This window comes from Mediterraneibacter faecis (assembly GCF_055383675.1).
Genome location: NZ_AP043803.1, coordinates 2,792,487 through 2,809,480 on the forward strand (window position 1 = coordinate 2,792,487; position 16,994 = coordinate 2,809,480).

At 40.8% G+C, this 16,994-nt stretch carries 11 protein-coding genes; 1 reads left to right on the forward strand and 10 read right to left on the reverse strand.

Annotated features, from left to right (window positions below):
* Positions 1–313: 313 nt before the first annotated feature.
* The 4 genes from truA to ACZ47Z_RS13345 form a co-directional block, all read right to left on the reverse strand.
* Positions 314–1,063, reverse strand: coding sequence for a tRNA pseudouridine(38-40) synthase TruA (gene truA, locus ACZ47Z_RS13330; RefSeq protein ID WP_464525633.1), 750 nt, complete (start codon positions 1,061–1,063; stop codon positions 314–316).
* A gap of 157 nt (positions 1,064–1,220) precedes the next feature.
* Positions 1,221–2,045, reverse strand: a complete 825-nt coding sequence (locus tag ACZ47Z_RS13335; RefSeq protein WP_412430502.1) for an energy-coupling factor transporter transmembrane component T family protein — start codon at positions 2,043–2,045, stop codon at positions 1,221–1,223.
* Positions 2,042–2,908 carry an energy-coupling factor transporter ATPase gene (locus ACZ47Z_RS13340; RefSeq protein WP_015528414.1) on the reverse strand — a complete coding sequence of 289 codons (867 nt, stop codon included), beginning with the start codon at positions 2,906–2,908 and terminating at the stop codon, positions 2,042–2,044. The genes ACZ47Z_RS13335 and ACZ47Z_RS13340 overlap by 4 nt, the downstream gene beginning before the upstream one ends.
* Positions 2,893–3,744, reverse strand: coding sequence for an energy-coupling factor transporter ATPase (locus ACZ47Z_RS13345; RefSeq protein WP_015528415.1), 852 nt, complete (start codon positions 3,742–3,744; stop codon positions 2,893–2,895). Before ACZ47Z_RS13345 ends, ACZ47Z_RS13340 begins: the two co-directional genes overlap by 16 nt.
* A gap of 307 nt (positions 3,745–4,051) precedes the next feature.
* Here ACZ47Z_RS13345 and glpK point away from each other — a divergent pair, with 307 nt between their 5' ends.
* Complete coding sequence (gene glpK / locus ACZ47Z_RS13350; protein WP_464525634.1) at positions 4,052–5,548, forward strand: glycerol kinase GlpK; 1,497 nt, start codon at positions 4,052–4,054, stop codon at positions 5,546–5,548.
* A gap of 133 nt (positions 5,549–5,681) precedes the next feature.
* Here the strand turns inward: glpK and ACZ47Z_RS13355 are convergent, their stop codons facing one another.
* The 6 genes from ACZ47Z_RS13355 to ACZ47Z_RS13380 all read right to left on the reverse strand — a co-directional run bounded on the left by ACZ47Z_RS13355 (position 5,682) and on the right by ACZ47Z_RS13380 (position 16,935).
* On the reverse strand, positions 5,682–6,569 hold the full coding sequence (locus ACZ47Z_RS13355; RefSeq protein ID WP_054751394.1) for a YitT family protein: 888 nt from the start codon (positions 6,567–6,569) through the stop codon (positions 5,682–5,684).
* A 30-nt stretch (positions 6,570–6,599) separates the two neighbouring features.
* On the reverse strand, positions 6,600–7,937 hold the full coding sequence (locus tag ACZ47Z_RS13360; protein ID WP_464525635.1) for a putative ABC transporter permease: 1,338 nt from the start codon (positions 7,935–7,937) through the stop codon (positions 6,600–6,602).
* 26 nt (positions 7,938–7,963) lie between these two features.
* Positions 7,964–8,950 carry a class C sortase gene (locus tag ACZ47Z_RS13365; RefSeq protein ID WP_464525636.1) on the reverse strand — a complete coding sequence of 329 codons (987 nt, stop codon included), beginning with the start codon at positions 8,948–8,950 and terminating at the stop codon, positions 7,964–7,966.
* Positions 8,896–9,858 carry a class C sortase gene (locus ACZ47Z_RS13370; RefSeq protein WP_464525637.1) on the reverse strand — a complete coding sequence of 321 codons (963 nt, stop codon included), beginning with the start codon at positions 9,856–9,858 and terminating at the stop codon, positions 8,896–8,898. Before ACZ47Z_RS13370 ends, ACZ47Z_RS13365 begins: the two co-directional genes overlap by 55 nt.
* Before the next feature lie 122 nt (positions 9,859–9,980).
* Positions 9,981–11,642 carry a SpaH/EbpB family LPXTG-anchored major pilin gene (locus ACZ47Z_RS13375; protein WP_464525638.1) on the reverse strand — a complete coding sequence of 554 codons (1,662 nt, stop codon included), beginning with the start codon at positions 11,640–11,642 and terminating at the stop codon, positions 9,981–9,983.
* Positions 11,643–11,721: 79 nt separating this feature from the next.
* Complete coding sequence (locus tag ACZ47Z_RS13380; protein ID WP_464525639.1) at positions 11,722–16,935, reverse strand: SpaA isopeptide-forming pilin-related protein; 5,214 nt, start codon at positions 16,933–16,935, stop codon at positions 11,722–11,724.
* Between the last annotated feature and the right edge of the window lie 59 nt (positions 16,936–16,994).

Here is a 16,994-nt window from a genome sequence, read left to right on the forward strand (position 1 = left end):
TTTGCCTGCCTAACAGTAACAATCCTTCTTTAATGATAACAATTCGTCAATGTTATCTCTTTTCTACGTGATTCAGTATAACAAACCTGCACATAAAAGTCAATCAAATATTTTATAATTTGTTAATAATATTTATATTTTTTTTATACTTTTACATAATACGCGATTTTTTTCGTTATTCTTTACAAAAACAAATTCCAGGCATACGCTTAAAATTCGTCTCTGCCTGAAATTTGGTTCTGTCTACTGACAATCACCACACTGTCTAGTCTAACAGCGAAACGGTTCATTGTCAACCTTTACAAAAAATTATTTACTTTTTTTCATCAAGGTAGTCAATTTTAACAAGCCTCAGTCCCTGTGGTGGAACTGTCATTCCTGCTGCCTGGCGATCCTTTGCCTCAAGAATGGCCGGAATCTGTTCCGGGGCAATCGCTCCTCTTCCAACTCCGATCAACGTACCTGCAAGGATCCGGACCATATTGTAGAGGAATCCATTTCCACGGACACGAATTGTAATAAGCTCTTCCTCTTTCTCTACTTCCAGATCATAAATCGTGCGAACCGTATCTTCCACCTGAGTATGAACATTACAGAAGCTCTTAAAGTCATGCTCCCCTTTCAGATATCCTGCTGCTTCTCTCATCTTCTCAAGATCCAGGTCAAAAGAAACATGGTACGTGTCTCTTCTTCTCATCGGATCCGGAAACTTGCTGTTCAAAATCTTATATTCATATGTTTTCTCTGTATCACAATGTCTCGGATGCCAGTCTGCTGCCACCTCATCTGATGCCACAACCACGATATCTTCCGGAAGCAGTGGATTCAATGCATAAGCAAATCGGTCTGCCGGGATTGTAGACTCTGTGTCAAATACAGCAACGTTTCCCTTCGCATGGACTCCAGCATCTGTGCGGCTTGCCCCGATCACGATACTCTCTTCCTTCGTAAGTCTGGAGATTGCCTGATTCAATTCGCCTTCAATCGTCGGCACTTCCGGCTGCACCTGCCAGCCACAGTATGCTGTCCCGTCATACGCCACTCTCAATCTGATTCTTCTCATATCTGTTCTTTCTCCTATACTATGAGAAACACGCTCCGCGAGTTTCTCAAGTTATCGCGACAATTGCCAAGGTCTCGTGCAAGCACGGACTTTGGCTCGTTGCTCGCGTAAATAAAAGGGACAGAAATCTCCGTCCCTCTTCTCTATTTATTTTATTCTAAAAAATCCACAATTTAAACGGCACAAATCTTCCGATCACTACAATCGCGATCAGATATCCCCATGTGATTGCATAAGCAAGTCTGTCCTGATAATGATATTTCAAAGGCTTCATCTTTGTACGCCCCTCGCCACCATGATAACAGCGGGCTTCCATTGCCATCGCCAGATCATTCGCTCTTCGGAACGCAGACACGAAAAGCGGAACAAGGATCGGAATCATTGCCTTTGCTCTCTGGATAATATTTCCTGATTCAAAATCAGCTCCTCTTGCGATCTGCGCCTTCATGATCTTGTCTGTCTCTTCCAGCAGAATCGGAATAAAACGCAGTGCAATAGACATCATCATCGAAATTTCGTGTACCGGTACATGGATTCGGTTCAGTGGATGAAGCAGCTTCTCCAGTCCATCCGTCAGTCCGTTCGGAGTCGTTGTAAATGTCATCAAAGAAGATCCTGCAACAAGCAGTACAAGACGAACTGCCATGAACACAGAAGTACGAAGTCCTGTCTCTGTGATCGTAATGATTCCCCAATGGAATAACACTGCACCGCCTCTTGTAAGGAACAAGTTCATAGCCACTGTAAACAATAACAAGATCACAATCGGCTTAAGTCCTTTTCCGATAAACTTTGCCGGGACTTTAGAAACGTGAATCATGCACGCAAGAAATACAAATGCCAATGCATATCCAAGCACACTGTTCTGCACAAATAAAGAAATCAAAAAGATCAGTGTGCAGACAATCTTCACACGCGGATCCAGTCTGTGAATCGGACTCTGCGCCGGATAATACTGTCCTATCGTAATATCTCTGATCATGACTGCACCTCCTGTCTCTTCTTCAGGAAGTTGTAGATCTCGTCTGCAGCCTCTTCCACAGTTGTCGCATCTGCTGATACATCAAATCCTTTTTCTTTCAGATCATGCATTACATATGTTACCTGTGGTGCTGCCAGTCCAACAGCCTCAAGCTCTTTATAATGGCGGAACACTTCTTCCGGCGTACCGTCAAGCATCTTCTCTCCATCATTCATCACGATCAGGCGCTCCACATATTTCGCAACATCTTCCATGCTATGGGAAACAAGAATTACTGTCATTCCAGTCTTCTCATGAAGCAATTTTACCTGATCTAAAATCTCATCTCGTCCCTTCGGATCCAATCCGGCAGTCGGCTCATCCAGAACAAGTACCTTCGGATGCATTGCAAGAATTCCTGCGATTGCCACACGGCGTTTCTGTCCACCGGATAATTCAAATGGGGACTGCTTATAATATTTCTCCGGAAATCCTACAAGCTCCAAGGCTTCTCTTGCCTGCTTCTCGCACTCTTCCTTGGAAAGTCCCTGGTTCTTCGGTCCAAAACACACATCACTTAACACATCAACTTCAAACAACTGATACTCTGGATATTGGAACACAAGTCCTACCTGTGTACGCAGTTTCTTCATATCATATCCGTCCTCGTAAATGTTCTGTCCCTCATAAAGTAATTTCCCTGAGGTTGCTTTCATCAGACCGTTCAAATGCTGGATCAAGGTTGATTTTCCCGAACCCGTGTGTCCAATGATTCCGACGAACTGTCCCTGCGGGATCTCAAGACTGACATCCTTCAGCGCATGATGCTCATATGCAGTTCCCGGGCTATATACATAACTGATATTTTCTAACTTAATTGACATAAGGCATCCACCAATTCTTCCCTTCTAAGAATTCCTTTCGGCAGCGGAACTCCTTTTTGAATCAATGCGTCTGCCAGCATTGTCACCTGTGGTACATCCATACGGTACTTCTTGAGTTCATCCACCCGGCTGAAGATTTCTTTCGGTGTACCATGCATCACCACATGCCCTTCATCCATTACAAATACCTGATCCGCATCGATCACTTCTTCCATATAATGTGTGATCAGGATCACCGTAACATTCTTCTCTTTTCGAAGCTGCTCTACCGCTTCAATAACTTCTTTTCGTCCATTCGGATCAAGCATCGCTGTCGGCTCATCGAGCACGATACACTTCGGCTCCATTGCGATCACTCCTGCGATCGCCACTCTCTGCTTCTGACCTCCGGACAATTTATTCGGAGAATCCTTTCTTCGCTCCAGCATACCGACTGCACGCAGACTGTTCTCTACCCGTTTCCAGATTTCATCCGTAGGAACTCCTAAGTTCTCCGGACCGAATCCTACTTCCTCTTCCACAACAGTTCCGATAATCTGGTTATCCGGATTCTGAAATACCATACCGGCGCTCTGTCTGATGTTCCAAAGCTCATTCGGATCTTTCGTATCTCTTCCGTCCACCCACATCGTTCCACCTGTCGGGACAAGAATCGCATTCATATGCTTCGCCAGGGTAGACTTTCCTGAACCGTTGTGTCCAAGAATCGCCACAAAAGACCCCTGCGGGACATCAATGTCAACTCCGTCAATGGCGCGATGGGATCCGATCACATTACCTTCTTCGTCTCGTTTATCATATTCAAATACAAGCTTTTCAGCACGTATCATTCCCATGGAATATACCGCCTTTCTTATTATAAAAATGCATAAGAAAATAAAACTTTCTAATGTCTCTGTATCGTTATTAGTTGCATAAGGCGAACTGCTGAAAAGCAATTCAAAATTTATTTTACGGTATCGTAAAAAGATTTGCAAGCATGCATACAGTAAAATACAGTAAAATGCGAAAATTTAGTTATTACAGCACCTTTCGTCCATTGAACCTCCATTCCGATTATGATATTCTTATCTTATTAGAATATAGAACAGAACGAACCTCGATTACTGTTCTGAGTAATACTAGAATGAGGAGGCACATATTATGTCAAAATACGTTATGGCATTAGATGCCGGAACCACAAGTAACCGCTGCATTTTATTTAATAAAAAAGGGGAAATCTGCAGCGTCACACAGAGAGAATTCACACAACATTTTCCGAAACCGGGCTGGGTTGAGCACGATGCGGATGAAATCTGGGCAAGCATGCTCGGAGTTGCTGTGGAGGCTATGAACATCATCGGCGCAGAACCTTCTGATATCGCTGCAATCGGTATCACGAACCAGCGCGAGACAACGATTGTGTGGGATAAAAATACCGGCGATCCTATCTGCCACGCAATCGTCTGGCAGTGTCGTCGTACTGCTGAATTCTGCGATTCTTTGAAGGAAAAAGGACTGACAGAAAAGTTCCGTCAGAAAACCGGCCTTGTACTTGATGCTTATTTCTCCGGAACAAAGATCCGCTGGATTCTCGACAACATTCCGAAAGCAAGAGAACGTGCCGAGCACGGAGAACTGCTCTTTGGTACAGTAGAGACCTGGCTGATCTGGAAACTGACGAAAGGCGCAGTACATGTTACAGACTACTCCAACGCATCACGAACCATGCTTTTCAATATCAATACATTAGACTGGGATGACGAGATTCTCGAAGAACTTCAGATCCCACGCTGTATGCTTCCGACACCGAAGCCTTCCAGCTGCATTTACGGAGAGACAGATCCTTCCGTCCTCGGCGGAGCGATCCCGATTGCCGGTGCTGCCGGAGATCAGCAGTCTGCACTTTTCGGTCAGACCTGCTTTAAACCGGGAGATGCGAAAAATACTTACGGAACCGGATGCTTCCTTCTGATGAACACCGGAGAGAAACCTGTCTTTTCCAACAATGGGCTGGTCACCACGATTGCCTGGGGACTTGACGGAAAGGTTACATATGCTCTGGAAGGTTCTATCTTTGTTGCCGGTGCAGCGATCCAGTGGCTGCGTGATGAACTACGCCTGATTGACTCCGCAGACGACTGCGAATATATGGCAAAGAAAGTGAAAAATACAAACGGCTGTTATGTTGTACCTGCTTTCACCGGACTTGGTGCTCCATATTGGGATCAGTATGCCCGCGGAACGATCGTCGGCCTGACACGTGGGGTAAATAAATACCATATCATCCGTGCAACCCTCGAGTCTCTCGCTTATCAGGCATATGACGTCCTGACTGCCATGAAAGCAGATTCCGACATTAATCTTGCCTCCCTGAAAGTAGACGGCGGCGCAAGCGCAAATAACTTCCTGATGCAGACACAGGCTGATCTGATCAACGCACCTGTCCACCGTCCGGTCTGCGTTGAGACGACTGCCATGGGAGCTGCTTATCTGGCTGGTCTTGCAGTCGGCTACTGGAACAGTCTTGAAGAAATCAAAGAGAACTGGGCGATCGATCAGATCTTTGAACCTTCGATTGATCCGGAAGTCCGCGAAAAGAAACTGAAAGGCTGGCACAAGGCTGTCAAATATTCCTTCGACTGGGCAAAAGAAGATTAACATTTTTATATCTTTGAAAACGAATCTCTTCATAAAGAGCATATAGAAAAACTGCTGTCCGTCTGTTGTTCACAAATCCCGCAAGCAACAGTTCAGACAGCAGCTTTTTCTATTTCATATTCTTCTCTTTTATTTACAGCTCATCAAGACTTTCCTTGAATCCCTCTCCAAGCACCTCACTCGTCTCAGTAAACATTACAAACGCAGAGTCATCTACCTGGTAAACTGCATTTTTCACAAGATACGCTTCTGACTTGGAACATGCACAGAGCAGAACATTTCTCTTACTCTTTGTATAAGTACCCATTCCTTCCAAAGATGTTACACCACGGTCGGTGATTCTTCCAATCTCTTCCGCGGTTTCTTCTCCTTTGGATGTTACGATAATCGCAAGTGTTCCTGCGCCGATTCCGTAAAGGATCTTGTCAATCACCATAGAGCAGACAAATACTGCAATCAATCCATAAAGAACTGAGTCAACATCACCGAATACCGGCCATCCGATCAAGATAATGATCAAGTCGATCAACAACGTCAGTCGACCAAGAGACATATGTGGTCTCTTCTTTTTGATCGTCATCGTCAGGAAATCTGCTCCGCCCGAAGAAGAACCTCTCATATAGAAAAGAACCATTCCAAGTCCAAGCAATGCTCCCGAGTAAATCGCTGCAAGCAGACGCTGCCCTGTATAATATGGGAACATCGGAAATACAAGATCGACAAAAATGGTTGAAATAATCATTGTTCTCGCAGTCTTTATCAAAAAACGCTTTCCTACTGTCTTGTAACTGATGATGACCAGTGGAATATTCAGTATCAATGTCATTGTACCGACCGGAAGATTCCATAACTTGTTCATAATCAAAGCAATACCTGAAATTCCTCCAGGCGCAAAATTTCCTCCCTCGGCAAATGTATAAATTCCGGCACCAAACAAAATACTTCCTATAATATCATACAAAATATCCACTGCAAGCTCTTTCTTCGGATGCTCTGCCCGCATCTTTTTATTCTCCATCATACCATTTTCCTCTCGTTTACATCTTATTTTCTATTCTGTCGCTTTTGCGTTCGGATAAATCTTCTCCATCTTCGCATCATCGTAATGCTCATCTGCCCATTTCTGAATGCTGTTTTCCGCTACAACGCCCTTTCCACGTTCGTCATAACGAACAAGTGCAATACATGACACAGCCACATTGCAGACCATGAAAATGATCAAAAACCAGGTGAGCACCTTCCCTGCCAACATCGGGATTTTCTCAATCCATGCGGAAATGTACGGATAGATCTTCTTAAACCAGACAACTGCTGCAATTCCCCAGAAGAAGCAGTATAATAAGTTGATTCGGCCTCCTAAGTTAAATGGAATCTCGCTATAGTCCCAAAATACTTTCCCGAATACAATTTCCGTAAATACACTACAGAGATATTCGTATGCTCCGCCGAGCAACGTACCGATGATAAATAAGAAGCTGTCACTCTTATCTTTATATTTGTAAAGCATTGCTGTCACAAGTGCGATCGCCAGTCCCCAGACAATACTGAACGGTCCCCAGACCACACTGGAGCGACTCATCCACACACCTGCCGTGATTCTGCAGAAAATCGTCTCTGTAATGTCTCCAAGAAATGCTCCGACAAAGAACAACAGCACAATCTTATAGAACCCACAGCCTGCGGCAAATACTTTCCCCTTCTCCGCTTCCTCTTCCTTGCGGATCAGTTCCCTCGCTTTTGGATACGCTTTTTGGATACGTTTCCCAACCCATCCGGAAATCGCACTTCCAAGCTTATTGCTGACTTTATCCAGACCTTCATTCGTAGCTTCCCACCGCGCGAGGTTCTTCCCTTTTCCACGAAGCAGCAGATAAGATCCGAGGATATCCACAACCAATACTCCAAGAAGAACCAATACAAGGATCTTCATCAGGAACAGAGGCAACATTTTAAATGCTATGATCGCAAATCTGTTTCCCCAGCGGATTACGAGATATCCAAGAGCACCCCAGATAAGAGAAGCCGGGATACAGATATATCCGTCCAGATTCCATTTAATCCTGGAGTAATCCCACCATCTGGCTTTAAATGCCTTCTCGATCAAATGCCCTGCAACCCATTCAATCACTGTCGCATAAATCGTCGCAAATAAAAAAAGCCAGACTCCTCTTAGCTCCTGTAATCCAAATGTCATGAACAGAGCGGCGATACCGTAGATCACACAGAACGGTCCATTCACCAGACCTCTGTTCGCAAACTTCTTCTGTTTTACTGTTGCGGCCGCTGTCTCCAGCACCCATCCTAAGAAAGAATAGATGAAAAACAGCCAAAGCAGTTCATACCATGTAAAACGAATCATTGCTCCATCTCCTTTGTACCATGTTTTCATTCACATCTTTCTTAGTATAACGCATCTCAATGCTTTTTCCTAGGGATAAATCCAAAAATAATCAATACTCCGATCAGCCCGATTCCAGCATAACCGGCTTTCCTCCATAACGTATCTCTCTCAATCAGACGCTGATCTTCCTCTATCGCTTCCGTTCTGTTCTGCTCGGAAGTGGTGATATTCTCTTGTTGGCTGCTGTCCGCCTCTTCTGCTGCATCAACTGCTGCCTCCGGCTGTGTTCCAACCTCATCACAATACACAACATATCTTTTAGAATTCTGCGTATAAGGATGACATGTCATCAAAGTCACCATATTCCGCCCCGGCTGAATCATGATCTTGTCACTCTCATCCGGCAGGATAATCTCAATCTCAGACACACGATACGTCAATGTTTCCTGACAGTTTTGTATCGTCAGTTCATCTCCAATCTCCAACCGCTCGATCTCGCGGAACATCGGAATCCCCTTCCATCCTCGGTGCGCTGCGATCACACAATTACTGTCTGTATCCTGTACCGGAAATGAAGTCTGTCCAAGCATGACCGCACCTCTCGCCATCTTCTCCTGCGTCGCGCCGAGATATAATGGCAATGTCACATCCATCTTCGGAATATCAAGAATCCCGATCATCCCGTCATCAATCCCATACTTCGACAGATCCAATGTCTCCTGCTCGTAAGACCATGGATCAGTCAGTCCTGACTGACCATCAGAAAAGATCTGCTGATTATATGCCTGCATCTCCTGGTAGAGCTGGGCGTTCTTTGGAATCTGGTTGGAATCGGCAGAGGTAGAGTCTTTCTCTTCTCCACTTTTATCCAACTGGCTTCCTTCCACCTCTTCTTTAAAATGTTCCACTGCTTTCTCGTTCTCCTTCTGCAATGCAACCTTTTGTAAATCTGGGATTGCATACACAAACAAACCTCCAAGATACAGAATTATCAGCATAATCGCCATCAGCGTTCTGTTCTTTTGCTTTTTCTTCTCCTTCTTTTTCCTGCTTTTTTGCATGGTTTCTTTTCCTTCTTCTCTTTTTCATCATAAATCGCAACTTCTGATTTATTCTTTTTCCCAAACTTGCGCACAATCACATTGATCAGAACAACCAGAATCACTGCAAAAAGAATGCCTTCTATAATGGCTTTTTCGTACATTGCTTTCCAGCCACCGCCATCCGGACCTTCCTCTGCCTGTCCTGCTGCCTCATCACTCACATCCTGCGTATATTCTGTTCGAATGCCTCTTACCAAAAGACGATGTGAATTAATCCCATAAGGTGTACATGTCACCAATGTTGCATAATCATACCCCGGAACGATTTTCAAATCATCTGTTTTCGATGGCTCAACAACCTTAATCTGATCCACCTTATATGCCAATGTCTCATTCAGCACATGAATAAGAAAAATATCCCCTTCTTTTACAGATTCCAGCTTCGTAAATATTTCCGCTTCCGGAAGTCCTGTATGCCCGGAAAGTACTGTATGTGTACTCTCTCCACCAATTGGAAGAGATGTCCCCTCCAGGTGACCAACACCTTTTGCTAACACTTCTTCTGATGTGCCATGGTACACAGGTTCATACACATCAATCCTTGGAATCTCAATATACGCCATAATTCCATTTTTCTCAAGATTCAATGCTGAAATATAATCTGCTGACATATCAGCTGCCGCATCCGGATCAAATGGATCCGATATAACAACTGTATTGCTCAAACTGTCATTGTACTGCTTTGCTTTTTCTTTCGCTTCCTCAATCTCTGCATCTGACAGCTTCTCCATCTCTTCATTATATTCTGTAAGAATCTGATCCTGTTTTCTATCCTGTAATATATTACTGATAAATGGATAACTCAAAACGCCGATTCCACAAAGCAGAATCAGCACAAGAAAGATATTAATTATTTTATTTTTCATTTTCCTGCTCCTTCCCTGTATTTGAAAACAAGAAATGTGCTTTCTCACTTTCAAATACAGGGAAACAGTCATTTCTGTTTCCCTGTATAGTATTAATTATGTATATGAGAGCATCTAATTAATTATTTGGATCTTTTTCTCATGAATAAGAGTGATCCTGCAGCTGCAACGATTGCGATACCTACGATTGTGAAAAGTGCAATACCTCTTCCACCTGTAACCGGAAGGTCAAATCCCTTGCTGTTGACTACTGTGAGTGGTACTTCGGCTGTTTTGCTGCCTGAATTCTTCTGATCGTTCTGCATTGTAACAGGTTTACTGCCTACAAATGCTTCTGCTCCTCCTGTTGCATTATCATCTTTAATCACAATCACTACTGGATCTTTCAGAAGTACATAACCTGCGTTTGTTTTTGTCTCTGTCAGTTTGTATGTACCTGGTTTTAAACCTCTGATGTAGATTCTTCCGTTGGCGTCTGTTGTTACTTCATTTGACTTTCCGCCTGGTGTATAGAAATCATTTGGAGTTTTTTTCGCAACATATACTTCTTTATCGCTTTCATCTGTTAATGCAAATGTAACTCCTGAAAGCTTCTTTTCGCCTTCACCATTTTTCAGAAGATCGATTCCGTATGTGAATACTTTAGTGTTTTTATGCTCTGTATTTCTATCAATATCACCTGTATTTTTATATGTTACAAAAACATCATTTGTATTTCCACTCTGTCCAAGAACTGCTTTGTCATTTAATGTTGCTGTATATGTAATTGTAAAGTTCTGTGTTGTATTTTGTCCTAATGTTTCACAATAATCTTTATTAAAAGTAATTGTAATTGTTGTAATTCCATCTGTATCAGTAGGTGAATCCATCGTATAATTCTCTTGGGCTACAGTAGTAGTTCCATTTTTAACTTCTACACTATTTCCAAATGTTAACCCTTTACTCATTTTATCTGTTACAACTAAAGACTCTAATCCATTCTCACCTACCGGAATCTCATAAGTTACTTTGTAATTAATTGTAGCTCCGATATTAGCAGTTGTGCTTACTTTTTCATTTGTACCTTCCACAATTTCCTTATCAATCTTATCTTCACCTGTTGAGTTCTTTGGATATACTTTTAAATCTGTTACTGTTTTTCCATCTTTTCCAGTAAACGGTAAAGAAACGAGGAATGGAACAGAAACTTTTGTTACGTTTACTTTTTTATTTTCATCGCTTGCCAATGCTGCTTTTGTAGCATCTGTTTCTGCAAAAACATATAACTTATACAAAGATAAATTATCAAATTTAACTTCTCCACTTTCAGCTGCTGTTGACTTTTTATTAGCGTCCATAGCATTAGCTTTTACAAATGCAATTGTATCAGTTTTTTTTGTTTTAATCGCAGTATTTAATTCAGTTTGTGTAAAATTAGTATTTACCTTTGTTTTATCAAGGCCAATTGCTTCCAGAAAATCTGCATTTTTCACCTTATACTGTGTCTCTGTCTGTGAAGAATTCTCTCCCGCAGTATCTACCTGCACTCTCTCACCAACCTCTACATAAGCAAACTGAACCCCTTGTAATAAAGTATTCCCTTCTTCTGTTGGTGCAACACCTGTATAATTCTCTGGTAACAATGTCTCCCCAGCTCCAGTATTACTCATATACTTCGTAATCGTAACACTACCTTTTTCTTCTGTGGTGCCTTCATCCGCAAATGCCATCACTGACATACTGCTCATTACTGTTGCCGCTGCAAGTGCTGCCGCCGCAAATTTTTTCAAAACATTTTTCTTCATTGCTCTCTTCTCCTTCTTTTTTTCTAAATCTATTCAAAGGGACTCCCTATTCCCTACGAATACTGGTTCATTGATTCTTTTAGCCTCTCCTTGAAACTCTCTTCTTTCTGCTTTTCTTTCTTGCTGTTAACAAGTAACCACCCACCAGAACTGCTGTAATTCCGATTACGATAAATTTGAAAATTCCTTTATTTCCACTTGCCGGAAGATCGAATGCTTTATCATTAATGATAGTGTAAGTAAGGTTCCATGTCACACCACTTTTCGTTACTTTATTTCCATTCACTATATCTCCCGCATCATACTTATATGGAAGTGTTATCTGAATCGGCTCTTTTAAGAGCACATAACCGGCTTTTGTCTTTACTTCTTTCAGATAATATGTAATCGGAGTTTCTTCCGTTCCAGCTTTAATGTTATTGAAGACTAACTCCCCATTTTCTCCGGTAGTACCTGTTAGCTCATTTCCTGAGTGGTCTTTTGCAACTTGCGTTGTATTAGAATCTGTATAAAGCGTAAACTCTGCCCCTTCTAAGAAATTATCTTTTCCGGTCTTCTTTATGATTTTCAATGTACCAGTTTTTTTATTTGTGATATTATAACTTCCATCTTTAGCTTTCGTATATTCCGGATAATATCCTGCTATTGGCTTTATATGTGCTAGATTCTGTGGATCTGGTTTCCCATTATTAAGTTCTTCCGAACTTATTAAGGTTCCTAATTCTACAACCTTGTACTTATATTCTTTTCTATCATTCGCTGCATAATCCACATATTTCAATAATCCTGTGAATGTGTACTTCCAATTAGCATCACTCTTAACAACCTGATTTGGAATCGCATTTCCTGACTTATCTTTTGCTTGTTCATATTCATTAGTTTTAGGATTTAAATACTGAATCTGAACAACAATATTTCCCGGTGTACCTGCTGTCACTCCGCCTTCCCAAGTCTTCGTTCCGGAAATGGAAATCAATGGTGTAACTGTATTCACAAATGTAACCGCTGTGCTAGTTGAATTGTTACCCTCATCTGCTTCTACAATTCCTGTAACGACATTGTTCTCTGCTTTGACATTCTTGTCATTTCCATCATTTGTAACTTCAACTTTTTCCAGACTATAATCGGCATCCTTTGGTATTACTTCATAAATCGTATAATCGGTACCTGCCGGAATTCCTTGAATCGTTTTCTCCTGTCCTGCTTTCAATTCAATCGGCTGCGTAATAACATCTGTTCCTGTATTCGCTTCCAGTTTCATTCCTGCAATATTTCGGTATTCAATTATAAACTGATACGTTCTTTCTGGTTGAGATTCTGACTCTCCCGTGCTTAATTCTTTTTTCAGAGAAATAGAACCTGTCCGCAGCTTATTCACATATTTTGCTTTCAGATCAATCACTGCATTTTCACTATCAGGATTAGCATAACTTCGGAATACAATCGTTGATTCAGTAGGTTTTGGCGCTACACTGATATTCTCTGTTCTTCCATCATTTACCTCATATCCTGATTGTTTTTCAACAGATGTCTGTATGTCACCGGTTACCTTATCAGTTGTTTTGCTCAAATCCCTTGGATTTACAATCGCTCCATTTTCATACAACGACCACGTTGTAGTAAATACATCCGGTGAAACATTTTTCTCGACAATGGAAAGATAACTTCCTCTTCGGAACTGATCGCTGAATATTGCACTTTCTTTATTTCCAATACTAAGAAGTCCATCGCTGTAGATGATTGTATCTCCCTTTGTATTCTGATAATATGAACCATTCACTGGTTCTAGCTTATTTGAATTAATTGAACCATAATCCGGAATGTCTTCTTGTTCTGTTGTAAACCCTGTCTTCTCACCGCTGGCCGGCTTTACAAATGAAAACTTATCAAGATAAATCGTCACATCATTCCAGTAAGCAAATTGGATTTCTTTCACTTTGCTGAAATCAAATTCCCTTGTATTTCCAGCATCTAATGTTTTTGCTTTTAATTTTTCGAGATCGATTCTTATTGTCTTCCAGGTCTGCTTATCAATATTATTATTTCGTCCATTGTAAGTAAGGAAGCTTGCCCATGCTCCTATCCTTGTTCCCTTTGCATCAACTAATGCAACAAATGGATCTGTTCCCGATGCATTTGCGTCCATGTTATATACATCAAACTGTAAATATTTATACCCTTTTGAATCTGATGCATCAAATGTATTACCATTACCATCTTTTGCCTGGATTTTTACCAATCTTGAATCTGTTGTTGATTGAGGATCTTTTGCATTCTTTTTGCCCGGATAATAGTAGCTTATAATTTTTCCTTTTTTGCTATTTGTAGTATCATCAATCACTTCAACTTTTGAGTTGCACACCCTTGTTCCAGAAATACTTGTGTTATTTGAATAGTCATTAAATACGTTCTTTACTTCCGGGCTGCTAGGAGCAGACACGTCTTTAATCTCTCCACTTGTTGCAAGATTTTTTATCTCAAAATCAAATGTTCCGACATCTGCTAAAGCTTTTTTGAAAATATCATTTGCTCCTGTTGTATCAACTTCTTTTTCTACAGTGAGCTTATTCTCCTGTGGGAAGTTGAAAGTGATTTTCATATTTGATTCCCAAAGACCACGCTCCATATAAAACATAGTAAGTGTGTGTTCCTTTGTAAAATAATCTTTTGTATCGAATGCATTAGGAAAAGAAGTTTCTACATTTGGCTGAAATCCATTAGAAGAAGCGTTCTTTACGCTACTAACCGTAGCCTTTTTCTCAGCAAAATCAATATTTCCTGTTACCACACCGTGATCTCCACCGATATCAAGAACTAATTGACCATCGATAAATACCCATACATCATCATCACCTGAGAAATCAAATTTGATATTTTCTTTCTTATTATTATCAGGATTAACCACTTGTCCATTTGATGTAAGCCGGAACTTCAAATCAAACTTTTGTCCAAATCCATAATTTAATCTAGAAGCATCACCTGATTGATCTCTAGAAGCATCACCTGATTGATCGCTTGAATTCAATGGGAAGTAGTTTCCATCATTTGTTGGTCCTGTCGTTGTACATCCCTTTACTGGGTTAGTATTTGATTGTAAGAAATATTTATCTGTATCATCATATTTTAATTGAAGATTTCTATTGTCTGCTTCGTCATCAGCACTGTCAAAAGTCCAGTACATTCCCTTTTTTACAAATGGAAATGTTACATTTTCATATACTTTTCCAAGTACTGTATTTTTCGAGTTATTTCCATTTAAAAAATCTTTGTCAAAAAATGGAGCTAGTACCGTTCCATTACTTTCTGTTTTTAATTGTAGACTATTATTATTTAACTGATCTGCAACCAATCCCTGGGTGGCATTATTTCCATTTGATAATGGGGTATCTGAATTCTTTCTTCCCCACATAGAGCTATTCTCGTAAAAGAATTTTTGAAATAAATCATTATTTCTATCACTATCGTAACCAAACAACTCCATTGTTTCAGCAATATCATTAAAATGTGAATCTGAATAATTCTGAAAATTTCCCCAGTATAATGGTGACTTTGCGCCATTATCTTCATAATAATCACTCAACGCCATGTTGAACTGACGGAACGGCTGATAGATTCTGTTATTTGTTACATCACCTTGTTTTGGATAGTTATCTCTGTTTTTTCCGTTCAGTTCATAATCTGAGTAGTAATCATAAATTGTCGTATTTACATATAAATTATCAGCATCTCTTTTTTCTGTTGCATTTGGTACATCTACAACCGTTGCATTCTTCTTTCCCCTTTCCGCATCTCTTACTGTATATGCCTCTCCCCAGTAACCGCCACGGTTTCCTTGAGTGCCTTGATAGATAATGTCGTCACTTGAATCTCCGTAATAACATGGTTTTGTCATCTTTTCCGGAATATCTACTAAATCTGTCGCATCACCATTTGCTGCTACGTTCGTATCATATACTGGATCTGCAGCAAATCGTATTTTTGTATATCCCTTTTGAAGAGTTACTTTATATACATCTTTATAATTTTCTTCTAGTGCTATTTCCATTTTTCCTGTATAAGATGTAGTACCAGTATCCTTTGTAGCATAGAAGTAAATTGGACCCTTCTCTGAATGTGGAATTCCATCTCCAGTCCCCTTTACATTTTCTGTCTTAGCATAAGATAATTTAGATAATGTAGCGTCATAATATACTGTTATTCCATCTGCTGGTTGGGTAGTTCCTTGATATTGATATTTACTCTGAGCTGCATTCTTTTTTCCAGTACCTTGTTCATCATCACCTGTTAACTTAAAACAAGGTTGATTTAATCCCCAGTCGATTTGCAAATCTACAGTCTGAGAAGATTTATCGTTACCATTTGGCCAAGTACTCTCTCTAAGGAAAATTACATTTTTCCATTGCTTATTAAATGTATATTTCCAGACATTTGGTAAGTTTGATCCACCCTCTTTAGCCATTGGTAAGATGCTCTTCAAATCATCAGTGCCATCATTAAATGCATAAATATAAATTTGTGTTGCATTATTCCACCTGGTATCCTCAATATTGCTTTGTTGGAAGTAAACTGTATATTGGTTTTCTTCTGCAACTGCATTTAAAGCATTTTCTCCGTCCGTATTCTCATCCGCAGCTTCGCTTTCTGATTGACTTACTGCCTGGCCTTCCCAGACAACTGTCGCTTCATTCTCTTTACTCTCGTCTGCTCTCTTAGCTGCTTCTGTGATATCCTGCTCCTCTTCGAATGCCTTTGCCTCAACCAGCACTTTCTTTGTATAGCTTGCTTCATCTGTACGATACTGAAGCTGCATATCAAAGTTGATTGCTGTTGCATCTGCTGGCATTGTAATCTGCAGATATTTAGAAGTAACTGTTCCATTATCGTCCTTGTCGTTCTTCCACTCTGCTGTTGGACTTGCCTTTGTTCCATTATTAAGAGTCACTGAATCTTTCAATGTCTCATCGATTGTTTTCTGTGTGTTTTTATCTGTAAGCTGATTGCTTGTCAGAAGATTGACTGCATCTATATCTGTTGCCGCAGATCCGTCCTCGTTTTTTAGATATACATTCAGACAGACTGATTGCGAGCACTGCCCCTGCGCAGTCACATGAATTGTCTGTGTAACATTCTGTTCCACAGTTTGTTCAGAATCTTTAGAAATGTTAATTTTTATCCGATCTTGTTCGTCACTGCTCTCTCCTGTTGCAAATACAGTATTTCCTGTTAATACTGTTCCAAGTACCATTGTCACTACAAGTATCAGACTAACTCTCTGTTTTGCCTTTCCTCTCATTTTTCGAACTCCATCCCTTTTCATAACCGATAATATAATTTCTGTCTCCCCTCTGCTGT